The sequence below is a fragment of the Sphingomonas crusticola genome, from assembly GCF_003391115.1.
Taxonomy (GTDB): Bacteria; Pseudomonadota; Alphaproteobacteria; order Sphingomonadales; family Sphingomonadaceae; genus Sphingomonas_I; species Sphingomonas_I crusticola.
Window position 1 is genome coordinate 2,988,418 of record NZ_QTJP01000001.1, and the last position, 20,319, is coordinate 3,008,736.

Here is a 20,319-nt window from a genome sequence, read left to right on the forward strand (position 1 = left end):
CGAATGCGCTTTCCGCACTTCTTCATCGACCGGCCGATCTTCGCGGCGGTGCTCTCGATCCTGATCGTGATCATCGGCGCGATCGCCTATCCGACCTTGCCCGTCGGGCAATATCCCGAGATCGCGCCGCCGACCGTGACGGTAACCGCCGCCTATCCGGGGGCGACCGCCGAGACGATGGCGGAAACGGTGGCGGTGCCGCTGGAAGAGCAGATCAACGGCGTCGAGAACATGATCTACATGTCCTCGTCGGCGGTCGGCGACGGCACGTTGACCATCACCATCAGTTTCGCGCCCGGCACCGACGTCAACAGCGCGCAGGTGCTGGTGCAGAACCGCGTCTCCGAGGCCGAGCCGCGCCTGCCTGAAGAGGTCCGCAATATCGGTGTGACGGTGCGCAAGGCCTCGCCCAACTTCCTGATGGCGATCGCTTTCTATTCGCCGGATCATTCGCTCAGCCAGCAATATGTCAGCAATTATGTCACGCTGCAGATTGCCGACCGGATCAAGCGGATCGAGGGTGTCGGCGACACGCGTACGGTCGGCGGCCGCGACTATGCGATGCGGGTGTGGATCGACCCGGATCAGGCGGCCTCGCGCAATCTCACCGTCGACGAGGTGATCAGCGCCATCCGCGCCCAGAATGTTCAGGTGGCGGCCGGATCGATCGGGGCGCCCCCGTTCGGCAAGCAGGGCAACAGCGCCTTCCAGCTCGGTATCCAGACGCTCGGGCGGCTGAGCACGATCGAGCAGTTCGGCGACATCGTGCTCAAGCGCCGCGACGACGGCGGATTGACCCGGCTCCGCGACGTCGCCCGCATCGAGCTTGGCGCCCAGGATTACACCACCAACGCCTATGTGAAGGGCCAACCGGCTTCGGTGTTGGCAGTGACGCAATTGCCCGGCAGCAATGCGCTCGCTGCGGCGGCGGCGGTCGAGAACACGCTCAAGGAAATGGCCAAGAGCTTCCCGCCGGGGATGACCTATTCCATCCCCTATCAGCCGACGACCTACATCTCGGAATCAATCAGCGAGGTGCGCCGCACCTTGTTCGAGGCGCTGGTGCTGGTCGCGCTGGTCGTGGTTCTGTTCCTGCAAAGCTGGCGCGCGGCGATCGTACCGTTGATCGCCATCCCGATCTCCATCATCGGCAGCTTCGCCGCGATGAAGCTGTTCGGCTTCAGCCTCAACAATCTGTCCTTGTTTGGGCTAGTGCTCGCGATCGGCATCGTCGTCGATGATGCGATCGTCGTGATCGAGAATATCGAGCGACTGATGGAGGAGGAGGGGCTGAGCGCGCTCCAGGCCGCGCACAAGACGATGGACGAGGTTTCCGGCGCGTTGATCGCCATCATGCTCGTGCTCTGCGGCGTCTTCGTTCCGACCGCCTTCATTCCGGGGATTTCCGGCCAATTCTATAAGCAGTTCGCGCTAACGATCGTGTCCGCGACCGCGATCTCGGCGTTCGTCTCGCTAACCCTGTCTCCGGCACTGGCGGCCCTGTTGCTCAAGCCCCGGAGCCATGATGATCGCGTGCCTGCCGGTCCGCGTGGCTGGCCGCGGCGCTTCGCCAACGGCTTCAACCGTGGCTTCGGGCGGCTGTCCGACCGTTATGGGCGGCTTACCGCGCGCCTCGTCAGCAAACTGGCCCTCGTCGGCATCGTCTATGTCGGGCTGCTGCTGATCGCGGGCTGGCGCTTTTATGCGACGCCGACCGGCTTCATTCCCGCGCAGGATCAGGGCTATCTCATTGCGGCGGTGCAGATGCCGCCCGGCTCCTCGCTCGAACGGACCAGCGCGTTCATGGAGCGGGCGATGGGCGAAGCGCAGAAGCTGCAGGGTACGCGCACCGACGTCGCCTTTGCCGGCTTTGACGGGGCGACCTTTACCACCGCGCCGAATACGGGCGTGATCTTCGTGCTGCTGAAGGATCGCAAGGAACGCAACAATATCTCCGCCGACGAATTCGCCAATCAGTTGCGCAAGGCGTTCGGCGGCCTGACCGAAGGCAATATCCTGGTGATTCCGCCGCCGCCCGTGCAGGGGATCGGCACCGGCGGCGGCTGGAAGATGAATATCGAGGATCGCGGCGGGCTGGGTTATGCCGCGCTGGAGAAGGCCGCTTTCGCGATGATGGGCGCGGCCAACCAGAGCGAGGGCATCACCTCCAGCTTCACCACCTTCAACACGCGCACGCCGCGGCTGACAGCCGATGTCGATCGGCTGCGCGCGCAGCAACTGGGCCTGCCGGTCTCGAACGTGTTTTCAGCGCTCGGCTCCTACTTGGGATCGACCTATGTCAACGATTTCAACTATCTCGGCCGCACCTGGCGGGTGACCGCGCAGGCGGATGCCCGCTTCCGCCAGTCGCGTTCCGATATCGAGCGGCTGCGCGCGCGCACGACCGCCGGCAACATGGTGCCGCTGGGCGCGGTGCTAACCGTTAAGGACGATACCGGGCCTTACCGCGTGGTGCGCTATAACCTCTATCCGTCGGCCGAGCTGCAGGGCGATTCCGCACGCGGCTATTCGTCAGGCCAGTCGCTGAAGACAATGGCGGCGGTGGCGGCGAAGGTTCTGCCCAAGGGCATGGACTTCGAATGGACCGATCTTGCCTATCAGCAGCAGCAGGCGGGCAATACCGGCATCTACGTCTTCGCGCTGGCGGTATTGTTCGTGTTTTTGCTGCTGGCGGCCCAATATGAAAGCCTGGTGTTGCCGCTGGCGGTGATCCTGATCGTGCCAATGTGCCTGCTCGCTGCCATCCTTGGGGTCGGGGCATTCCGCATGGACAATAATGTCCTCACCCAAGTGGGCCTGGTCGTCCTCGTTGGCCTTGCCGCGAAGAATGCCGTGCTGATCGTGGAATTTGCCCGGCAGGGCGAGGAGGAGGGGCTGACGCCACGCGAGGCGGCGGAGCGCGCGGCGCATCAGCGGCTGCGGCCGATCCTGATGACGTCGATCGCATTCATCCTTGGCGTGCTCCCGCTGGTCATCTCGCGCGGGCCCGGCTTCGAAATGCGCCAGGCCCTGGGCGTGGCGGTGTTCTTCGGCATGATCGGCGTGACCCTGTTCGGCCTGCTGTTCACGCCGAGCTTCTACGTCATCACGCGCAAGCTCGGCGATTGGGCGCGCGCGCAGTCGGCGCGACTGCGCCGCCATCCGAAAACGGAGGAAACGGCGTGATCCGCCGTACTGCGGTGCTGCTTGGCCTGCTGGCGCTCGGCGCCTGCGCGGTCGGGCCCAATTACAGTCCGCCGAAGCTGGCGGAGCCAACCGCGCGGCCCTTCGTGGAGAGCCAGAACAGTGCCTTGCTGTCCGGCCAGCCGCTTGCGGCGCGCTGGTGGGAACTGTTCGCCGATCCCGTGCTCGACCGGCTGATCGCCGACGCATTTGCCTATAATACCGACATCGCTCGGGCCGAGGCGAATTTGCGCCAGGCACGCGGCCTGCTGGCCGAGCAGCGCGCCGGGTTATTGCCCACGACAAACGTATCGGGCGGCTATACGCATGGCCGCGTCGGACTTGAAAATACCGGCGCGGGCGGTGCGGGTACGGTCGCCGGGGGTGGCGCCGCGTCCGGCCCCTCCGGCGTTACCTACGATTATTATCAGATCGGCTTCGATGCGAGTTACGAGCTCGACGTCTTCGGACGGGTCCGCCGTTCGATCGAGGCGGCACGCGGTGACTATCAGGCGCAGGAAGCCGTGCTCGACGGAGCTCGCATCTCGGTCGCGGCGCAGGTCGCACAAAGCTATGCCGACGCGTGCGGGTTCGCGGAGCAGGCGGACGTCGCGCGTGAGACTGCCCGCCTGCAGGGCAACACACTCTCGCTGACGCGCCGCTTGCTCGACGCGGGCCGCGGCACGCGTCGCGACGTCGATCAGGCGGCAGTCATCGTCGAGCAGGCCAATGCGCAGGTCCCTCAACTCGAGGCCAGCCGCCGCGCCGAAATCTATGCGCTGGCGGCGCTCACCGGGCGCCCGCCGGCTGAGATCGATGGCGCGGCGGCCGCATGCCGCGCCGTGCCGCGCGTCAGGACCGCAATCCCGATTGGCGATGGCGCCAGCTTGCTCGCCCGGCGCCCGGATGTCCGCCAGGCGGAACGAACGCTGGCCGCCGACACGGCGCGCATCGGCGTGGCGACCGCCGCGCTCTATCCGCAGGTCAATCTATTGGGGTCGGTCGGGCTGGGCGCGCCCAAGGCCAGCGATCTCGGCAAGTCGGCGTCGTTCAGCTACTCGATCGGTCCTTTCATCTCGTGGAGCTTCCCGAACATCGCGGTTGCCCGTGCGCGCATAAGCCAGGCCCGCGCGGGGGCGGATGCATCGCTCGCCGGTTTCCAGGGGGTGGTGCTCAACGCCTTGCGTGAGACCGAAAGTGCGCTTGCCCGCTATACAGCCGCACTCGAACAGAATGCGGCGCTCGCACGCGCCAACGCCGCCGCCAGTGACGCCGCCGAACTCTCGCGTCTGCGCTTCACCACCGGCCGCGACAATTTTCTCAACCTGCTGGTGGCCGAACAGGATCGCGCCGCCGCTCGCAGTGCGCTCGCCCAATCCGATGCCATCGTCGCCGAACAGGCAGTCAGCCTGTTCAAGGCGCTCGGCGGCGGCTGGGAGGACGCCCCGCCCATCGCCAAGGCCGGCTCGAGCACGGCAGAGCGGCCGACCGGCCAATAAGCCACGGTGGCCCGTCGACGATCAGGCCGCGAGCGACGACGCGACTCTGCGGCCAAATATGTCCGTTATGGACACAATATAGCGGTGCCGCTTTGCTCGTAAAAAGCGTGGAATTCTATCCGTTAGGGTGATAGTCTTATCCACAATGGACAAAAGTCAGCACTCTAATTCCCTGTCTTTCCTGGCTCCTCGGGCGTGAGACGCCGGATCGCTCTCGCGGGAATGTTGGTTTGCGGGCCGGTTCAGTCGAAACCCATCAAGCCATCATCGGTCAAGCTGATGACGCTCGATCAGGCGCAGTCGTGCTCGCCACTTGGAATGATGAGCAAATCACTGACAGCGCTGGAATATGGCAACAAGCACATGCAAGCCGGGAAGGCATCTCTTCTGAAGCGGGCTGAGCGGGCCGGCGCGAACGCTGGCGTGATGCGCACGACCGCGCACATCAATCTCTACACGATGGTACTCAGGCTATATCAGTGTGCCGATCAGCCAGCGGTGCTTCAATCGATCGATTAGCGTGAGCTTTGGCCGCAGCTCTCCAAAACAGGTGCCGAGTGGACCGGCCACCCGTTCTCCAACAGGATTTCCGGACGCGATCCATCCTCGACGAAGGTTAATGGTCGGGGAGAGAGGATTCGAACCTCCGGCCCCTGCCTCCCGAAGGCAGTGCTCTACCAGGCTGAGCTACTCCCCGACGGAGGCGGTTCTCATCAGCCTAAGGGCCGAACCGGCGATGCCAAGCCGGGGCCTGTTAGCGAGGGCAGCATGGGGCTGCAAGCGCTTATCCATTCCGATCGGTGGTGGCGCCAGCGTTCGCTGCCCGCTATCGCTCCCGCCCGTGAATCCGCTCGAAGCTATCGCCACCCTGCTCGGGCTCGCCAACATCGTCCTGCTGGTGCGGCGTAACATCTGGAATTACCCGATCGGGCTGATGATGGTCGCGTTGTATGCGCGCATCTTCTTTGGCGAGAAGCTTTATAGCGATGCCGTCCTCCAGCTCTTCTTTTTCGCGATCCAACTTTATGGATGGTGGGCATGGTGGCGCGCCGGCGGGGTAGAGCATCCGATCGCAGTCGAGCGGCTGACCGCGGGCGCGCGCGTCGCGTGGATAGCCGTTATCGTCGTCCTGACCCTCGCCTGGGGCGCGATGATGAACGCCAGTACCGATGCGGCCTTTCCATGGTGGGACGGCGGTATCGCGGTCGCGAGCATAGCGGCGCAGATCTTGCTCGCCCGGCGGCGGATCGAGAATTGGATTCTCTGGATCCTGATCGATGTCGCGGCGATCCCGCTCTATGTGACCAAGCAGCTCTACCTCACCGCCGTCTTATACGGCCTTTTCCTGTTGCTCTCGGTGATCGGCCTGCGCCAATGGTCACGCGCCGAGCGGGCGGCCCGCATTTGACCCATGGCATCGTTATCGGGCGGTTCATGCCGCTTCACGCCGGGCATATCGCGCTGATCCGCACCGCGTCGGCGCTGGTCGATCGCCTGACGATCATTCTGTGCTGGCACGCCGACGATGAAATTCCCGGAGCCGAGCGGGTTGAGTGGGTGAAGGAAACCTTTCCTGCGCTGCGGGTCGTCGCCTGCGAGACGCCGTCGGCTAGTCTTGCGGCCGGATTGCAAACAGGCGCGGAACGGCTCGCCGCCCAGATCAGCCATCTGCACGCCGACAAGGTCGATCGGCTGATCGCAGCGGAGCGCGAGCAGGAGGCGATTGCCTTTGCGCTGGGCGCGCGGTTCACCCTGATCGATCCCGATCATGAGGCGGTGCCGCTGCGCTCCGCGGATATCGGCGCCGATGCTTTCAGCCATTGGGGTTTCCTGCCGCCCGCGGTGCGCCCCTCCTACGCGTCTACCATCTGCCTGCACGGGCCGGAGAGCACCGGCAAAAGCACGCTCGCGCGCCGGCTCGCGGCTCATTTCGGGACGCTTTATGTCCCCGAATATGGCCGGACCTATTGCGAGCAATTCGGCCTGTCGCTGGCGATGGAGGATCTCGTCACGATTGGCCGTACGCATCAGGCTATGACGAAAGCAATGCTGCGCCAGTGCGAGCGACGGCTGTTCCTGGACACCGATCCGTTGATGACCGCGGTCTGGGCCGACATGTTGTTCCAGCGGCGCGACCGCTGGTTCGATGCCTTTACGGACACTGCCGACCTTTATCTGCTGCTCGACATCGACATGCCGTGGATCGACGATGGCACCCGCTTCTTCGGCGACCTGCACGAGCGCCGGCACTTCTTCGATTTGTCGCGTGCCGAGCTGGAGCGGCGTGGGCTGCCCTATCAAGTCATAAGCGGATCGCCGGAGGAGCGCTTCGCGCAAGCCCTCGCTGCGATCTCGCAAGCCAGGCTTTAACATCGCATCCCCGCTTATTCCCGAACCTATCCACAGTTTTGTCACCACGGCCGGACGCCTTATCTTGCGTCTCAAGCCGGGTGCGCTACCTTCTGCAGGGGCAATTGAGGTGCGACGATGATCGCCGACGAGTTTGAGAACGAGCGCGAAGACGAGGCGCCGGTCGATACGCTCGAAACCTATTTCGAAGCGCATGGCTGGACGCATGACCGCGTCGGCGAGGATGAGATCGTCGCGACCGTGCCCGGAAGCTGGGCGCAATATGAACTGCGGGGCGTCTGGCGCGAGGATGACCGCGTCCTCCAGTTTCTGGCACTGCCGGACATTCGCGTCGCCGCCGACAAGCGCGCTGTCGTTTACGAGACGATCGGGCTGGTCAACGAGCAGCTGTGGATCGGCCATTTCGAGATATGGTCGTCGAATGGCATGCTGCTGTTCCGCCACGCCGCCTTGCTCGACGGCTCAAGCGACAGCCCGCTGACGCTGGAACAGGCATCGACGCTGATCGAGGCCGCCATTGACGAGTGCGAGCGTTTCTATCCGGTTTTCCAGTTCGTCCTGTGGGGGGGCAAGTCGCCGGCCGAGGCAATGGCGGCCGCGCTGATCGAAACGCACGGCGAGGCGTGACGGGCGTTCCGGTTGAGATAAGTAACTGGGCGATCGAGGGGCCGGTCTGGCTCGTCGGCTGCGGCAATATGGCGGGCGCGATGCTGCGCCGCTGGCTCGAATGCGGGCTCGATCCCCGAGAAGTAACCGTGATCCGCAAGTCGGGTGCGCCGGTCGCGGAGGGCGTGACGGTGTTAAGCGCGCCGCCGCCGGACGGCGCGGTGCCCGCGCTGGTCATGCTTGGCGTGAAGCCGCAGATGCTCGATCTGGTCGCGCCCGCTCTGGCGCCTTTGCTGGCACCGGAGACGTTGCTGGTGTCGATCCTGGCGGGCGTCGAGTTGCAGGCGCTGCGGCGGCGCTTCCCCGCACCGCGCGAGATCGTGCGGGCCATGCCGAACACGCCCGTGGCGCTTGGCAAAGGGGTCGTTGCGCTCGCCGGGGACAATAGCGATCAGGCCGGCCGCGACCGGGTGACGGCGCTCATGGCCCCGCTAGGCCTTGTGGAATGGACCGACGAAGCCTTGTTCGACGTCGTGACGGCGCTCGCCGGTTCGGGGCCGGCCTTTCTGTTCCGCTTCATCGATGCATTGGCCGAAGCCGGCGCAGATGCGGGGCTGCCGGCGGATCAGGCAGCGCGCATGGCGCTGGCGACAATAAGTGGGTCGGGAGCGCTGGCGGCCGCCGCTGAGGAAACTCCGCGCATGCTTGCCGATCGCGTCGCGAGCCCGGGCGGGAGCACGCGCCGCGGGCTCGACGTGCTCGATGAGCCGGAAGGATTGGTGCCGCTGTTGCGCAACACGCTCACAGCCGCAATCCTGCGCAACCGCGAGATGGCAGCAGAAGCACGCTGATCAGCGTGGGCGGTTGACCGGATGGCCGCCGGATTCGCGGTGGCGGATCACGCGCAGATAGCCTTCGACCAGCGCCTGATTGACCGCGTCCCAGGAATAACGCTCGCTCACCAGACGGCCGGCCGCGCCTGCTGCCGCGCGCGCCTCCGGATTCTCGCAATAGAGTTGGAGCGCCTGCGCGAACTGCTCATTGGCGCCAGGACGGATCAGGCGGCCGGTGACGCCATCCTCGACCAGGCTGAGGCTACCCGTCGCGCGCGCGGCGACCACCGGCAGGCCGCATGCCATTGCCTCAAGCGTGACGTTGCCGAATGTCTCGGTCACGCTCGGATTGAGCAGCATGTCCGACGAGGCGATGGCACGGCCGAGATCCTCGCCGCGCTGGAAACCGGCGAATATCGTATCGGGTGGCAGGCGGCTCTCGAACCATGGCCGTGCCGGCCCGTCGCCGATGACCAGCACGCGCGCGCGCACATTACGCCGGCGCAGCACGTCGATGGTCTCGGCGAAGACGTCGAGACCCTTTTCCATGACGACGCGGCCGATGAAGCAGATGAGCGGCTCATCGTCGGCTACGCCGAGGCTGCGGCGCCATTCCATATCGCGCCGGCTGATCGAGAAGATGTCGGTGTCCACGCCGCGCGACCAGATGCCGACGTCATAGCTCATCCGCTGTTCGCGCAGCACCTGCGCCATCGACTCGGACGGCGCGAAGATCGCGTCGCAGCGTCGGTAGAATCGCCGCAAGACGCCTTCCACCACGGGTTCGAGGAAGGCGAAGCCGTAATAACGCGGATAGGTTTCGAAGCGGGTGTGGACCGATGCGACAACCGGTATGTCCCAAGCCCGCGCGAGCGTCACCGCGCGGTGGCCGAGGAATTCGGGAATGGCGACGTGAAAGATACTCGCCCCGAACTCCTTGAGGTCGCGCTGGATTTTTGGCGGGATGCCGAGCGGGACGCGATATTCGGTGCGCCCGGGGATAGGGATGGCCGGAATGCCAACGACCTTGCCGGTGGACGGGAAGGCCGGCGTCTTGCTCTTCGGGCTGTAGATGCGGACCTTGGCGCCCTGGTTCTGCAGGTACCCGCTCAGGCGGTTGAGCGCTTGGTTGGCGCCGTCGCGCACATAATTATAATTGCCCGAAAACAGGGCCACGCGAAGATCGGAAACGTCCATGGGGGGCTGTTACCGGCGCCCGACGGAAAAGGCCATCGCGTGGATTTCAGAGCAGCCTAAGCAATTGCGCCGCTGCGAGAAAATCACGCCGCCGCGCCGCCCGCGTCTCCAGCGCGAGTTGATCCTCTCCCCAGCGTGCCGCCTGCCAAATCTCGTCGAGATGGGTGAGATCGAAGGCTGCGTCAGCCTCTACCGCGGCTTCCGACAAAGCGAGCGCCGTTACCAGGGATCCGCCGATCGTAATCAGCGGCGCCATCGCCGCCAAGCCGAAGGCGTCGCGCGCCGCCAGCGCCTCGCTCAGCCTTTGCACGGTCGCGGGCGGCTGGGGAGCATGGATGATGCCGGTAGTGACGACGAAATGCACGTCGTAACGCGCGCGTGCCCAATCCAGCATCGGATCCCACAGCTCCGCCTGACGGGCGACGAGCTCGGGAGGTGCGTCGGCCCGGTAGCAGAGCAGATCGCTTCCGCCATAGGCGGCCAATGTCCGGGCAAAGGCCGTGGGATCTGGCGCGATCCGATCGATCGCGGCATTGCTGAGCCCGGTCAGCGGCATCGAGCGGGGATCGATCTCTTCGCCCTGGGCTCGCCATTCGGCCGCGGCGGCCGCCGCGAGGGTCGGGTAGGGGATGATCAATGCGGCGCGCGCCGGCGTCTTGACCGGACGCCCATCGAGCAGGATCGCACCATCGGCGATCGTCACCTCGGAATAGAAGCGCTTCACGGCAGCACCTCAAGGATGGCGACAAGTGCCGAGGGATGTTCGGCCACCACATCGGCGCCGGCGTCGAGCAATTCCTGTCGGTTGTGATAGCCCCAGGCCACGCCGACCGCGGCGCATCCGGCCGCTTTGGCCATTTGCATGTCGAAACTGGTGTCGCCGATCATGGCGGTGGTGGCCGGCGACGCGCCGGCGTCGGCCATCGCCTGGTGCAGCATTGACGGATCGGGCTTCGATGGGTGGCGATCGGCAGTTTGCAGCGTCACGAACCGAGGATGCAGGCCGTGATGTTCGAGAATGTGCCTGAGCCCGCGATCGGACTTGCCGGTCGCCACGCCGAGCACCCAGCCGCGCGCATCGAGCAGCTCGATGGCGTCTGCGATCCCATCGTAGAGCGGCTCGTCGGCGAGGCCCTTTGCGCGCAGATCGAAAAAGGCGGCCTTGTAGGCGGCCGACAAGGCCTCATGCTCCACGGCATCGCCGCTGGGATGGAGCACCGCCATCGCCTCGGTCAACGACAGGCCGATGATCCCGCGCGTTGCCGCACCGGCGGGTGCGGCAATTCCCCGCGCGGCAAAACCGCGTTCCATCGCGAGACAGATCGTCGCCTGGGAGTCTACCAGCGTGCCGTCACAATCGAATACTGCCAGGCGGTTCATCGTACCGCCGCCATCGCATCTGCGGCGCGATTTTGGCCGAGCGCGCGCAAGGCGGCGATGGCACCGGCCGCTTCGGCATCCAATCGATAATTCCACGTCGGCACCTGATCGGCTGTGCCATACCAATCCGGGCTGACGTAGAAATGGGTGCCGATCACGCTGGCGAGCACCGGTGCCCCGTCAAGAGCAGCAGTCAGCGTGTTGGATCGCGATAGATGAAAACGGGCGGAGCCGCCCGCTCCGAAGGTCAGCGGCGCCTGCGCGCTCGCCAACCGCCCGTCTGCAACAACGACAATTTGGGCGAAGGCGGTTTCGCTGACGAACGCCCGCATTGCCGCTTCGTCGGACCATGCGAATGCCCGATTGGGATGCGTCACCGCGTCCCCCGCGACCGCCGTTCCCCCTTGCGGTCCTTGCGGCGTGCCTTGGCCGCGGCGCTGACCGCCTTCTTCTTGCCTTCGGGCGTCTCGCTATATTTGGGCGGATCGAACGGCAGCGCATCGCCCAATTCCAGGTCGAAGCCGAGATGCGCCAGGCTTTCCACGAAATGGCGCGGCGGATCGGCCGAGACATCGAGCTTGCTGCCGTCGGGATGATCGACCCGCAGGCGCCGCGCGTGAAGGTGCATCTTGCGGCTGATCCCGCCGGTCAGGAACGCTTCCTGATGGCCGTATTTGCCGTCGCCCACAATCGGGTGGCCGATCGCCGCCATGTGGACACGGAGCTGGTGGGTACGGCCCGTATAGGGCTCGAGCTGGACCCAGGCAGTGGTGTTGCCGGCCCGCTCGATCACACGATAGCGAGTACGCGCCGGCTGGCCTTCCTTAAGGCTGACATGCATCTTCTCGCCGCCGGTGCCCGGTTGTTTGGCGATCGGCAGCTCGACCATGCCGTCCTCAATCGACGGGACGCCGACCACAAGCGCCCAATAGAGCTTGCGCGCAGTACGGCTGGAAAAGGCCTTGGAAAAATGCGCTGCCGCCCCGGACGAACGCGCCACCAGCAGCACGCCGGACGTATCCTTGTCGAGCCGGTGGACCAATTTGGGCCGGCCCTCGGCTTCGAACTGGATCCCGTCCAGCAGCCCGTCGACGTGGCGCTCGGTCTTGGTGCCGCCCTGCGTGGCAAGGCCGGGCGGCTTGTTGAGGACGATCGCGGCGCGGTCCTTGTGGATGACCATCGACTGAATCAATTCCTGGTCTTCCGGGCTGAGCGCTACCCGCTCCTTCTTCGGACGCGCTTTGGCCGGGGCAGGCGCTTCAAGCGGGGGTACGCGGATCGTCTGCCCGGCGGCGATATGGTCGCCCGGCGCGACCCGCTTGCCGTCCACGCGCAATTGCCCGGTCCGCGCCCAGCGCGACACGATGTTGAAGCTTGCATCGGGCAGGTGGCGGCGAAACCAGCGGTCGAGCCGGATGCCGTCGTCATCGTCGGCGACGATGAAGTTGCGCGTGTCCTGGATGGGCTCGCTCATGCCAGCGCCCGCGTGGCGAACAGGCCGATAAACAGCATCATGATCGAGCCTGCGACGGAGGAAAGTGCGTAGGCGACGGCGAGTATTATCTGGCCGCGTAACAGCATGTTGGCCGCTTCCAGGCTGAAGGCCGAGAAAGTCGTGAAGCCGCCCAGCACGCCCACACCGAGCAGCAGCCGCAGCGGCTCACCCTCGGCGGGCGAGAATTGCCTGACCAGCAGCCCCGCAAGAATGCCCATGAGCAGCCCGCCCAGCAGATTGACGATCCACGTCCCCCACGGAAAGCCGGGACCGAGGTTGCGCAGCGCGACGGTACCGACCTGATAGCGGAAACCGGCGCCGATCGCGCCGCCGAGCATGACGAGAAGAAGGGGGGGCATGGCGCGCGCTGTAGCCGCTGCGCGCGCGCACGGCTAGCCGATCAGCAGACCCACGATCACCAGCACGAGCCCAACGGTCGCGATACCCCACACGATCGTCCGCACAACCGGCACGCCGGCGACATAGAGCGGCACATAAGCCAGGCGCCCGAAGAAATAGAGATAGGCCCCAATCTCCGTCTTATGCCCGAGCCGTCCCGCGACCGCCGCGGCAAGTACCGCGCCGATGAAGAGCGGCAAAGTTTCGAACAGGTTGGCCTGCGCACGCAGCAGCCGAGCGGGGATTGGATCGAGCGGCGGCATCGTCTCGTCGCGCGCGCCCGTATTCCACTTGGTGCCATATTGCCGGGTGCGCAGGTGCGCCGCCGCCATGATCTGGGCCAGCGCGAGCAGCAGTGTCAGCCCGAGCAGCGTCAGTTCGACGCGCATCAATCCTTGCCCGCGATCAGGATCGTGCCCTGGCTGCCGGTGCCCTGCGGCGAAACATTGACGGCGAAGGTCTTCTGCTCCTTGCGCGCGGTAAGCGAGGTCGGTGTGCGGGCAATGTCGCCATAGCCGGCGTCGGCGGTGGCGCGTGCATAATGATCGATCACGGCCGCGGCGGGTGCGGGATTGGTGAAACGGATGTTGACCTTGCCGTCGTCCTGATTGCCGGCATCGTCGTGGGCGGTGACATCCAGGGTGGTAACCTTGGTGTTGGGCGCAACCTTGATGCCGTCAAGATCAAGGTGGCCACCGAGATTCATGCTGGGCAGGGCCAGCTTGGCGCTGAAACCGGGAACGTCGACCGACACCTTATTGCCTTCGTTCATCGCGATATGAACATTGCTGTCGCTCGCATTGCCATCGCCTCCCTCGGCGTCGCTCAGCTTCACGCTGCTATTGCAGGCGGCAAGCGCGAGCAGGGGAAACGTGCAGATCAATATCTTGCGCATCGGACGGGCTCCTTTAGGCACAAGGATAGTCCTGCTGTGTTGTGCTAGCAATACAGTTTGCTATGCCGCATGAGAAGGTTGAGGAGTTGCCCATGTTGAACCTGCTGTCTCTGGCGATCGGCCTGATCTCGATCGTTCCCGTGCTGTTTGCGTTGCTGCCGCTGCTCGGGTGGGCGAACTGGTTCATTCTGCCCTTGCCCGTGGTCGGCGTCATCATCGGCTCGCTCGCGCACGGCAAGGCCGGCCGGAATCTCAATCTGATTGTCTTGTGTGTGGCGGTGGTGCGGCTGATGCTCGGCCACGGCATCTTCTGATGTTGATTGCGCTCGCGCTGGCGGCCAATCCAGTGCCGCCGACGCCGGCGCGCGAGCGCTCGGTGCAGGCGGCGGTGCAGGTCGTCCGCAGCTATTATGCGGCGATCCAGCGGCACGATTATCGTGCCGCGCATGCGATCTGGAGCGGCGGGCAGAGCCTTGCCGCCCTCCGGCGAGGTTATGCCGAGACGGCATGGGTCAAGCTTACGCCGATCCCGCCGTTCGAGGCGGAGGGGGGCGCCGGAAGCGTCTATGCGACTATCAATGTCCGGCTTGATGCGGCGCTGAGAAACGGGCGGCGCCAGCATTTTGCCGGCAATTACACGCTGCGGCGGGTCAATGACGTCGATGGTTCAAACGCGGCACAGCGCCGCTGGCATATCACGAGCGCGCGTTTGAAGGCTGTGCCCGCCAGCCGCTGACGACCGGCGGGCACAAACATTAGCGGCAGCGAAGCTGCGCGTTCTGCTGGTCGACCGCCTTGCCGGCGAGGGCGCCGATCGCGGCACCGATTAATGTGCCGGCCGTACGCGAGTGGCCGCCGTCGATGACATTGCCGAGCACGCCGCCGGCGGCACCGCCCGCGATCAGGCCGGTCGTGCCGTCGGAACGCTTGCAATAATATTGACCGTCATTGCCGCGATAGACGCGATCGTCGCTCGCCAGCACCCGCTCCTGATATTGCGGCCCGCTGCGATAATAGCGCGAGGGATCGTAATTGGGATCGTAGCGGTCGTCGTTCGGCTGCGGCGCGTAATTGCTGCCGTAACTGCCCTGGCGCGACATGAGGCGGGCCTCGTTATAGCGATCGCGCTCGGTCAAGTAGCGATTGAATTCCGCCTGGTAACGCTGCTGGGCGGCGTCCCACCTTTGCTCGTCCACCCGGCTCTGGGCAAACGCGGGGGCTGCGAGCGCGACGGGCGCCATTGTGGCGAGTATCGCCGCCGTGATGAATCGACGCATATTCTTCTCCTGTTGATGCGGTGCCGGGCACCTGTCTCAAACGGGTACCCGGCACGAACTGAACCGGCTCTTACGCAGCCGTAACGGAAACGTTCAGCTTAGCGGCAACGCACGTTCCCGCGGTCGACCGACTTGCCGAGCAAGGCGCCGCCGCTGGCGCCGAGCACGGTAGCGAGCGTCGTCGAACGTCCGTTGGCGAGGGTGTTGCCAAGCAAGCCGCCGAGCACGCCGCCGACGATCAGGCCGGTGGTGCCGTCGCTGCGGCGACAATAATAACGGCCGTCATTGCCACGGTAGACGCGGTCGTTGCGACCCAGGCGACGCTCGCGATAGCGGTTGTCGGCACGATAGTAACGCGAGGCGTCATAGCGGCCGTAGCGTGGATCGGGCCGGTTATAATCGTAGCGGTTAGCGTTGCGCCAATCGCCGCGAACGTTGCGGTTGCCATCGTCGCGATTGTCGCGCCGGTCGTGCTGGCTCCAGCGATCCTGCGCGACTGCTGGGGTCGCAGCGGGAACGGCCAGCGCGGCAAGAGCTGCGCCTAGGATGAGCTTGCGCATAATCTTCCTCTCTGTCGAATAAGGTAGCGACAGAACGGAAGCGGCAATCAGAGGTTGCGTGAACGAAAAACAACCGGGCGTTCATCGTGCGGGAATGGGCTGGGCTTCGGTTCGGCACCAGCTGGCAAGTCGGTGGGCGATCAGGCTACAAATCCACCCCGGCCGCGATCGCTTCCAGCTTGCGCACCCGCTCCCTGAGGTCGGCGAGTTCGATACGCGCCGCCGAACTCGGGACGCCCGCGACCGGCTCGCCCCGTCCGGAACTGCCCTCAATCGACAAACGCTGCAGGCCGATCCATTCGCGCCAGCCCTTCAACGCCGCGATTGTCACCACAACCAGACCAGCGAAGCTTACGCCGCTGATCGCAGTCCACATGATCGGATCGGTCATTGCCGAAACTCCTTATCCGTGCGCAGCGCCTCGATCTCGCGCTCCAGCGCAATGCCATGGTTGCGGTCGCCATCGGTCACGATCCGTTCGAGCACCGCAATCCGATCCTTCAGCTGGCGAACCTCGCCCCGCAGACGTTCGGATTCAGCGTCATTCTCGCGGGTGCCGACATAGACCTCCTCCTTGCCGCGCCCGGTGCGAACGACGCCATATCTCGCCCTGAGTACGCCGGCGATCGATCCGATAAGGACGATCAGCACCACCATTTCGAACGGGTTCATGACAGGCTCCAAGCTTGATTGACGTCAGTTGATTGGTGCGTCGCGGAGACGCTCGATTTCCTCACCCAGCTGGGTCGAGCGATCAGTCAGGATGCGCTCGAGCACCGCGACGCGCTGCTCCAGCCGATCGGTATGCGCGCCATATTGGGCGGCCTTTTCCGCGATCATCTGCGCGTCCAATTCCATCTTGCGCTGGCGCAACTTCATCCAGGGGCGGACGAACACGCCACCGAAGATCGCAAGCAGGCCGCACGAGATGCCGAGGATGGGAATGATGAGTGGGTTGATCATGGCGCGCTTCCTTAGTTGGCCGGCCCGCGCAGCTTCTCGATCTCTTGGTCGAGACCGAAGCTGCGATCGGTGACGATGCGCTCGATGGTGGCGAGGCGATCCTTGACCGAGCCAAGCTCGGCCCGCAGCTGGGCGTTCTCGGCAGTCAGCAGCTTCACGCGCTCCGTGGTTTCGCTGTTGGTCTGCGGATAAATCGCCTGACCCCAGCCGCCTTCCAGCGGATAGCCGTGCTTGACGCGCAGCCAGGTGGTGAGCACCCATCCGCCGATGGCAAGCAGGGCAACCACGCCGACCAGCGGAGCGAAGTCGCGGAGCATTAGCACCTTGTCCATCCGTTTAGCCTTTCGTGTCCGATCGCGACTTTAGCGCAGCGCTTCGATCTCGTCGGCGAGCCGGCGGTTCTGGCTGGTGACGTGGGTTTCGACGTCAGCGAGGCGGCGGTCGATGTCGCGGAAGCTGGCGCGGACGTCGCGGATCGAATTGCCCGGCCGCGCGCGGACCTTCTGCCAGAATTTGCGGTCCTCACGATCTTCATAGTCCAGCTCGCGCGGCTTCTTGTCGGCCACCCAGGCGACGACGAAATAAGCGGCGATGCCGAAGCCGCCGAAGAAGCCGGTGGCGAAGTTGAGCAGCACGAAACCGACGCGGACGAGCAGGACGTCGATGCCGGTATAATCGGCGATCCCGGCACAAACGCCCAGGAATTTGCCATTCTGCTTGTCGAGGTAGAAGCGGGTGCGGCGCGGTGTCATTGGTAACTCCCCTCTTGATAGTGCGCGGTGGCTCAATGCTCGCGCCGGCGGGTGCGGGTGGCCCGCTCGGGCGAGCGGGGCAGTTCGAAATCCTCGTCAAGCTCGGTGCGCTCGTCGCGCAGGCCGGGCCGGAAGCTTGGGCTGTCGGCGGCGACAATCCGTTCGATCGTATTCATGCGATCGTCGAGACGGCGCGCCAGAGCGTGCAATTCGTCGAGCAGATTCTCATCTTCGACGGAGAGCGTTCCATTCTTCTTCCACTGGGTGACATAGTGGAAGATCAGCCACGGCAGCCCGACGAACAAAGTCAGGATCGAGATGACCGATACCAGGAAGATTGGGGCGTCCATGCGCTCAGCCTTCCTGGCTTGGCGCGGCCGGACCCGCGACGCGGGCCTTCATCGCGGCCAGTTCGGCATCGACCTTGTCGGCGGAGCGCAGCTCGGAGATTTCCTCCTCGAGGCTCTTCTGCACGCCCATGCCGGCGGCGTCGGCGCGACCTTCGGCGAAGTCGACCCGGCGCTCGAGCAGCTCGAAGCGCGAGAAGGCGTCCTCGACCTTTTGGCCGGCATACATTTCGCGCAGGCGGGTCCGGTTCTGGGCGGATTCAAGCCGCGTCGAGACCGAATTCTGCCGGGCACGGGCCTCGCGCAGCTTGCTCTGCAGCTTGGCAATGTCCGCTTCGCAGCTTCCCAGCGCCTCGTCGATCGCGGCGATTTCATCGCGCAGTTGCTCGGCAAGGTCAGCGGTCTTCTGCTTTTCGACCAGAGCCGCCTTGGCGAGATCCTCACGGTCGCGGGACAGAGCGAGCTCGGCCTTCTCGATCCAGCCCTGCTGAACCGCGTCGAGCTTGGCGATCTGGCGACGCATTTCCTTTTGATCGGCAATGTGACGGGCGGCCGACGCACGGACCTCGACCAGGGTTTCCTCCATCTCAAGGATGATCATGCGGATCATCTTCGCGGGGTCCTCAGCCCGATCGAGCAGATCGGTCATATTGGCTGCGATGATGTCTCGTGTGCGGGAGAAAATTCCCATCGTGTCTGCTCCTGTCTACGCGTTCCGGCCGTCACTCTGGCCATTGTTGTAATCCGGGACGGGCTAAGGGACCACCCGCCCCGGACGTCGCCGCGATTACCGCGCGGCGATCTGGATAACCTGCTGCGTCGGGCTGGTCGTCGCGGCCTTGGCCGGGCCTACCGCTGCGAACACGCAGGTGGCGGACATTGCCAATGCGGCCACTCCCGAAACCAGGAAGCGCTGCATGTCGGTCTTGTCGAACTTGAACATTGGATTTCTCCCTGAACCTGGATTTCATCGCCGGCTACCCGGCGTTGCCTCATTCTTTGCAGGGGGCGTGCCAAGTCGAAGAAATGGCTGAAAAGCGCCATTTTAACCAAAAAGGGCAGCATATTCGCTAATTAGTACTTGCCAAAAAGTGGTGAAATCCGCCAACCTCTCGGCATGGATCGCGAAGCACAGTTTATCGGCCAATCGGGTCCGTTCCTGGATGCCGTCGAGCGGGCCAGCCGCGCGGCCGCGCTCAACCGGCCGGTCCTGGTGATCGGCGAACGCGGCACCGGCAAGGAATTGGTAGCCGAACGGTTGCATCGCCTCAGCCCGCGCTGGGCGGGCCCGCTCGTGACAATGAACTGCGCGGCGTTGCCCGAGACGCTGATCGAGGCCGAATTGTTCGGGCACGAGGCCGGCGCCTTCACCGGGGCGACCAAGGCGCGCGCCGGCCGGTTCGAGGAGGCCGATGGCGGGACATTGTTCCTGGACGAGCTGGCGACGCTGAGCCAGGGCGCGCAGGAACGGCTGTTGCGCGCGGTCGAATATGGCGAGGTGACGCGGATCGGATCGTCCCGCGCGATCCGCGTCGATGCGCGGATCGTCGCCGCCACCAACGAACATTTGCCGGCGCTGGTCGAACGCGGCCGCTTCCGCGCCGACCTGCTCGATCGCCTGTGCTTCGAGGTGATCAATCTGCCGCCGCTCCGGGCGCGCGAAGGCGACATCCCAGTATTGGCGGACCATTTCGCCCGCCGGATGGCGGCCGAACTGGGTTGGCCGCGCTGGCCCGGTTTCGGCAAGCATGCCGCCGAGCAGCTCGAAACCTATGACTGGCCCGGCAATGTCCGCGAGCTGCGCAACGTGGTCGAGCGTGCGGTCTATCGTTGGGACGAAACCGACAAGCCGGTCGACGCGATCCAGTTCGATCCCTTCGCCTCGCCCTATCGCCGCGATGTCGTGCGTCCGATACGGGACGATGCACCCGTTCCTGCAACCGCGACGCCCTCAGCCGCGCCGCCACCGTCCTACCATTGCGACGACCTGCGCGCGGCCTGCCATGCGCACGAACGACAATTGCTGGAGGCAGCGCTCGCCCGCTGCCGCTTCAATCAGCGCGCAACCGCGGCCGCGCTCAAGCTGAGCTACGATCAGCTCCGCCACGCCTTGCGGCGCCACGATCTGCTAGAGAAGGCGGCGGGGTAGCCATGCTCTCGGTTGCTCCTCGCGCCCCTTTGCGTTAACGGCCCGCCCTTATGCTTACCTTCCTTCTCATCATCCACGCGATCGTCGCGGCCTCGCTCGTCGGCGTCATTCTCATGCAGCGTTCCGAGGGCGGTGGTCTCGCTTCGAGTGGAAACCCGGCCGGGCTGATGAGCGCGCGCGGTGCCGCCGATTTCCTGACGCGCACCACCGCCATATTGGCGACCGTGTTCGTCATTCTCTCGATCGGCCTGGCCGCGCTCGCGACTATGTCGAAGAGCCCGAGCCGGATCGACACCAGTCTTGCCCGGACGGCGGCCCCGGTTTCGGCTCCCGCCGCACCTGCGCCGCCGCCGGCCGACAACAATGCGGTTCCGCTGGCGCGTTAGTTTTGCAGGGCAAAGGCGAAAACGCCGC

The 20,319-nt window shown here is 65.0% G+C and carries 29 protein-coding genes and 1 tRNA gene; 11 read left to right on the forward strand and 19 right to left on the reverse strand.

Annotated elements, in window-relative coordinates:
- Positions 1-3: 3 nt before the first annotated feature.
- From DX905_RS14110 to DX905_RS14120, 3 genes are all read left to right on the forward strand, one after another.
- Entirely contained in the window at positions 4-3,186 is a 3,183-nt protein-coding gene (locus DX905_RS14110; protein WP_116091910.1) for an efflux RND transporter permease subunit, read from the forward strand.
- On the forward strand, positions 3,183-4,682 hold the full coding sequence (locus DX905_RS14115) for an efflux transporter outer membrane subunit (RefSeq protein ID WP_338053763.1): 1,500 nt from the start codon (positions 3,183-3,185) through the stop codon (positions 4,680-4,682). Before DX905_RS14110 ends, DX905_RS14115 begins: the two co-directional genes overlap by 4 nt.
- A 195-nt stretch (positions 4,683-4,877) precedes the next feature.
- Entirely contained in the window at positions 4,878-5,201 is a 324-nt protein-coding gene (locus DX905_RS14120) for a hypothetical protein (RefSeq protein ID WP_162875648.1), read from the forward strand.
- 101 nt (positions 5,202-5,302) lie between these two features.
- Here DX905_RS14120 and DX905_RS14125 read toward each other — a convergent pair.
- Positions 5,303-5,379, reverse strand: a tRNA-Pro gene (locus DX905_RS14125).
- A 144-nt stretch (positions 5,380-5,523) separates the two neighbouring features.
- On the opposite strand from DX905_RS14125, the gene pnuC reads away from it, so the two are divergent.
- From pnuC to proC, 4 genes are all read left to right on the forward strand, one after another.
- Positions 5,524-6,090, forward strand: coding sequence for a nicotinamide riboside transporter PnuC (gene pnuC, locus DX905_RS14130; protein ID WP_162875649.1), 567 nt, complete (start codon positions 5,524-5,526; stop codon positions 6,088-6,090).
- Positions 6,087-7,052 carry an AAA family ATPase gene (locus DX905_RS14135; RefSeq protein ID WP_162875650.1) on the forward strand — a complete coding sequence of 322 codons (966 nt, stop codon included), beginning with the start codon at positions 6,087-6,089 and terminating at the stop codon, positions 7,050-7,052. Before pnuC ends, DX905_RS14135 begins: the two co-directional genes overlap by 4 nt.
- A 117-nt stretch (positions 7,053-7,169) precedes the next feature.
- Positions 7,170-7,679 (forward strand): type III secretion system chaperone family protein, encoded by a 510-nt coding sequence (locus DX905_RS14140; protein WP_116091914.1) that lies wholly within the window; start codon positions 7,170-7,172, stop codon positions 7,677-7,679.
- Positions 7,676-8,509 carry a pyrroline-5-carboxylate reductase gene (gene proC, locus DX905_RS14145; protein WP_275896082.1) on the forward strand — a complete coding sequence of 278 codons (834 nt, stop codon included), beginning with the start codon at positions 7,676-7,678 and terminating at the stop codon, positions 8,507-8,509. Before DX905_RS14140 ends, proC begins: the two co-directional genes overlap by 4 nt.
- On the opposite strand, the gene DX905_RS14150 is transcribed toward proC, so the two are convergent.
- Genes DX905_RS14150 through DX905_RS14185 form a run of 8 tightly spaced genes read right to left on the reverse strand, consistent with a single transcriptional unit; the run spans position 8,510 to position 13,857 of the window.
- Positions 8,510-9,688 (reverse strand): glycosyltransferase family 4 protein, encoded by a 1,179-nt coding sequence (locus tag DX905_RS14150; RefSeq protein ID WP_116091915.1) that lies wholly within the window; start codon positions 9,686-9,688, stop codon positions 8,510-8,512.
- A gap of 46 nt (positions 9,689-9,734) precedes the next feature.
- On the reverse strand, positions 9,735-10,412 hold the full coding sequence (locus DX905_RS14155) for an ATP12 family chaperone protein (RefSeq protein WP_116091916.1): 678 nt from the start codon (positions 10,410-10,412) through the stop codon (positions 9,735-9,737).
- On the reverse strand, positions 10,409-11,068 hold the full coding sequence (locus DX905_RS14160; RefSeq protein ID WP_116091917.1) for an HAD-IA family hydrolase: 660 nt from the start codon (positions 11,066-11,068) through the stop codon (positions 10,409-10,411). Before DX905_RS14160 ends, DX905_RS14155 begins: the two co-directional genes overlap by 4 nt.
- Positions 11,065-11,445 carry an FMN-binding negative transcriptional regulator gene (locus tag DX905_RS14165; protein ID WP_162875651.1) on the reverse strand — a complete coding sequence of 127 codons (381 nt, stop codon included), beginning with the start codon at positions 11,443-11,445 and terminating at the stop codon, positions 11,065-11,067. The genes DX905_RS14160 and DX905_RS14165 overlap by 4 nt, the downstream gene beginning before the upstream one ends.
- Positions 11,442-12,542: an RluA family pseudouridine synthase gene (locus DX905_RS14170; protein ID WP_116091919.1), complete on the reverse strand. Its 1,101-nt coding sequence runs from the start codon at positions 12,540-12,542 to the stop codon at positions 11,442-11,444. Before DX905_RS14170 ends, DX905_RS14165 begins: the two co-directional genes overlap by 4 nt.
- Positions 12,539-12,922 carry a fluoride efflux transporter CrcB gene (gene crcB / locus DX905_RS14175; protein WP_116091920.1) on the reverse strand — a complete coding sequence of 128 codons (384 nt, stop codon included), beginning with the start codon at positions 12,920-12,922 and terminating at the stop codon, positions 12,539-12,541. The genes DX905_RS14170 and crcB overlap by 4 nt, the downstream gene beginning before the upstream one ends.
- Positions 12,923-12,955: 33 nt before the next feature.
- Positions 12,956-13,351, reverse strand: coding sequence for an MAPEG family protein (locus DX905_RS14180; RefSeq protein ID WP_116091921.1), 396 nt, complete (start codon positions 13,349-13,351; stop codon positions 12,956-12,958).
- Positions 13,351-13,857, reverse strand: a complete 507-nt coding sequence (locus tag DX905_RS14185; protein WP_116091922.1) for a hypothetical protein — start codon at positions 13,855-13,857, stop codon at positions 13,351-13,353. Before DX905_RS14185 ends, DX905_RS14180 begins: the two co-directional genes overlap by 1 nt.
- 92 nt (positions 13,858-13,949) lie before the next feature.
- Between DX905_RS14185 and DX905_RS14190 the strand changes: the two genes are divergently transcribed.
- Together DX905_RS14190 and DX905_RS14195 are read left to right on the forward strand one after the other, a co-directional pair.
- Positions 13,950-14,171 (forward strand): hypothetical protein, encoded by a 222-nt coding sequence (locus DX905_RS14190; RefSeq protein ID WP_116092580.1) that lies wholly within the window; start codon positions 13,950-13,952, stop codon positions 14,169-14,171.
- A complete protein-coding gene (locus DX905_RS14195; RefSeq protein WP_116091923.1) occupies positions 14,171-14,593 on the forward strand; it encodes a hypothetical protein in 423 nt (140 codons plus the stop codon). Before DX905_RS14190 ends, DX905_RS14195 begins: the two co-directional genes overlap by 1 nt.
- A 19-nt stretch (positions 14,594-14,612) precedes the next feature.
- Here the strand turns inward: DX905_RS14195 and DX905_RS14200 are convergent, their stop codons facing one another.
- From DX905_RS14200 to DX905_RS16135, 10 genes are all read right to left on the reverse strand, one after another.
- Entirely contained in the window at positions 14,613-15,134 is a 522-nt protein-coding gene (locus DX905_RS14200) for a glycine zipper 2TM domain-containing protein (protein ID WP_116091924.1), read from the reverse strand.
- A gap of 98 nt (positions 15,135-15,232) precedes the next feature.
- Positions 15,233-15,694 (reverse strand): glycine zipper 2TM domain-containing protein, encoded by a 462-nt coding sequence (locus DX905_RS14205; protein ID WP_116091925.1) that lies wholly within the window; start codon positions 15,692-15,694, stop codon positions 15,233-15,235.
- 145 nt (positions 15,695-15,839) lie between these two features.
- Positions 15,840-16,085: a hypothetical protein gene (locus tag DX905_RS14210; RefSeq protein ID WP_116091926.1), complete on the reverse strand. Its 246-nt coding sequence runs from the start codon at positions 16,083-16,085 to the stop codon at positions 15,840-15,842.
- Entirely contained in the window at positions 16,082-16,366 is a 285-nt protein-coding gene (locus DX905_RS14215; RefSeq protein WP_116091927.1) for a hypothetical protein, read from the reverse strand. The genes DX905_RS14210 and DX905_RS14215 overlap by 4 nt, the downstream gene beginning before the upstream one ends.
- Before the next feature lie 24 nt (positions 16,367-16,390).
- Positions 16,391-16,657, reverse strand: a complete 267-nt coding sequence (locus tag DX905_RS14220) for a hypothetical protein (RefSeq protein WP_205412266.1) — start codon at positions 16,655-16,657, stop codon at positions 16,391-16,393.
- A gap of 11 nt (positions 16,658-16,668) precedes the next feature.
- Positions 16,669-16,989, reverse strand: a complete 321-nt coding sequence (locus DX905_RS14225) for a hypothetical protein (protein WP_162875652.1) — start codon at positions 16,987-16,989, stop codon at positions 16,669-16,671.
- 30 nt (positions 16,990-17,019) lie between these two features.
- Complete coding sequence (gene pspC, locus DX905_RS14230; protein WP_116091928.1) at positions 17,020-17,409, reverse strand: envelope stress response membrane protein PspC; 390 nt, start codon at positions 17,407-17,409, stop codon at positions 17,020-17,022.
- Between the two features lie 32 nt (positions 17,410-17,441).
- Entirely contained in the window at positions 17,442-17,759 is a 318-nt protein-coding gene (gene pspB / locus DX905_RS14235; protein ID WP_116091929.1) for an envelope stress response membrane protein PspB, read from the reverse strand.
- A 4-nt stretch (positions 17,760-17,763) separates the two neighbouring features.
- Positions 17,764-18,447 carry a phage shock protein PspA gene (gene pspA / locus DX905_RS14240; RefSeq protein WP_116091930.1) on the reverse strand — a complete coding sequence of 228 codons (684 nt, stop codon included), beginning with the start codon at positions 18,445-18,447 and terminating at the stop codon, positions 17,764-17,766.
- Positions 18,448-18,543: 96 nt separating this feature from the next.
- Entirely contained in the window at positions 18,544-18,699 is a 156-nt protein-coding gene (locus DX905_RS16135) for a hypothetical protein (RefSeq protein WP_162875653.1), read from the reverse strand.
- A 174-nt stretch (positions 18,700-18,873) separates the two neighbouring features.
- On the opposite strand from DX905_RS16135, the gene pspF reads away from it, so the two are divergent.
- Entirely contained in the window at positions 18,874-19,905 is a 1,032-nt protein-coding gene (pspF, locus tag DX905_RS14245; RefSeq protein WP_116091931.1) for a phage shock protein operon transcriptional activator, read from the forward strand.
- A 50-nt stretch (positions 19,906-19,955) separates the two neighbouring features.
- Positions 19,956-20,291 carry a preprotein translocase subunit SecG gene (gene secG, locus DX905_RS14250; RefSeq protein ID WP_116091932.1) on the forward strand — a complete coding sequence of 112 codons (336 nt, stop codon included), beginning with the start codon at positions 19,956-19,958 and terminating at the stop codon, positions 20,289-20,291.
- Positions 20,292-20,319 lie beyond the last annotated feature (28 nt).

Coding starts and splice junctions, on each gene's coding strand:
- DX905_RS14225 (WP_162875652.1), bottom strand. CDS start 16,989: ATGGACAAGGTGCTAATGCTCCGCGACTTCGCTCCGCTGGTCGGCGTG.
- DX905_RS14195 (WP_116091923.1), top strand. CDS start 14,171: ATGTTGATTGCGCTCGCGCTGGCGGCCAATCCAGTGCCGCCGACGCCG.
- DX905_RS14210 (WP_116091926.1), bottom strand. CDS start 16,085: ATGACCGATCCGATCATGTGGACTGCGATCAGCGGCGTAAGCTTCGCT.
- pspC (WP_116091928.1), bottom strand. CDS start 17,409: ATGACACCGCGCCGCACCCGCTTCTACCTCGACAAGCAGAATGGCAAA.
- crcB (WP_116091920.1), bottom strand. CDS start 12,922: ATGCCCCCCCTTCTTCTCGTCATGCTCGGCGGCGCGATCGGCGCCGGT.
- DX905_RS14205 (WP_116091925.1), bottom strand. CDS start 15,694: ATGCGCAAGCTCATCCTAGGCGCAGCTCTTGCCGCGCTGGCCGTTCCC.
- DX905_RS14185 (WP_116091922.1), bottom strand. CDS start 13,857: ATGCGCAAGATATTGATCTGCACGTTTCCCCTGCTCGCGCTTGCCGCC.
- DX905_RS14190 (WP_116092580.1), top strand. CDS start 13,950: ATGTTGAACCTGCTGTCTCTGGCGATCGGCCTGATCTCGATCGTTCCC.
- DX905_RS14140 (WP_116091914.1), top strand. CDS start 7,170: ATGATCGCCGACGAGTTTGAGAACGAGCGCGAAGACGAGGCGCCGGTC.
- pspA (WP_116091930.1), bottom strand. CDS start 18,447: ATGGGAATTTTCTCCCGCACACGAGACATCATCGCAGCCAATATGACC.
- DX905_RS14170 (WP_116091919.1), bottom strand. CDS start 12,542: ATGAGCGAGCCCATCCAGGACACGCGCAACTTCATCGTCGCCGACGAT.
- DX905_RS14150 (WP_116091915.1), bottom strand. CDS start 9,688: ATGGACGTTTCCGATCTTCGCGTGGCCCTGTTTTCGGGCAATTATAAT.
- secG (WP_116091932.1), top strand. CDS start 19,956: ATGCTTACCTTCCTTCTCATCATCCACGCGATCGTCGCGGCCTCGCTC.
- DX905_RS16135 (WP_162875653.1), bottom strand. CDS start 18,699: ATGTTCAAGTTCGACAAGACCGACATGCAGCGCTTCCTGGTTTCGGGA.
- DX905_RS14215 (WP_116091927.1), bottom strand. CDS start 16,366: ATGAACCCGTTCGAAATGGTGGTGCTGATCGTCCTTATCGGATCGATC.
- DX905_RS14160 (WP_116091917.1), bottom strand. CDS start 11,068: ATGAACCGCCTGGCAGTATTCGATTGTGACGGCACGCTGGTAGACTCC.
- pspB (WP_116091929.1), bottom strand. CDS start 17,759: ATGGACGCCCCAATCTTCCTGGTATCGGTCATCTCGATCCTGACTTTG.
- DX905_RS14220 (WP_205412266.1), bottom strand. CDS start 16,657: ATGATCAACCCACTCATCATTCCCATCCTCGGCATCTCGTGCGGCCTG.
- DX905_RS14200 (WP_116091924.1), bottom strand. CDS start 15,134: ATGCGTCGATTCATCACGGCGGCGATACTCGCCACAATGGCGCCCGTC.
- DX905_RS14180 (WP_116091921.1), bottom strand. CDS start 13,351: ATGCGCGTCGAACTGACGCTGCTCGGGCTGACACTGCTGCTCGCGCTG.
- pspF (WP_116091931.1), top strand. CDS start 18,874: ATGGATCGCGAAGCACAGTTTATCGGCCAATCGGGTCCGTTCCTGGAT.
- DX905_RS14110 (WP_116091910.1), top strand. CDS start 4: ATGCGCTTTCCGCACTTCTTCATCGACCGGCCGATCTTCGCGGCGGTG.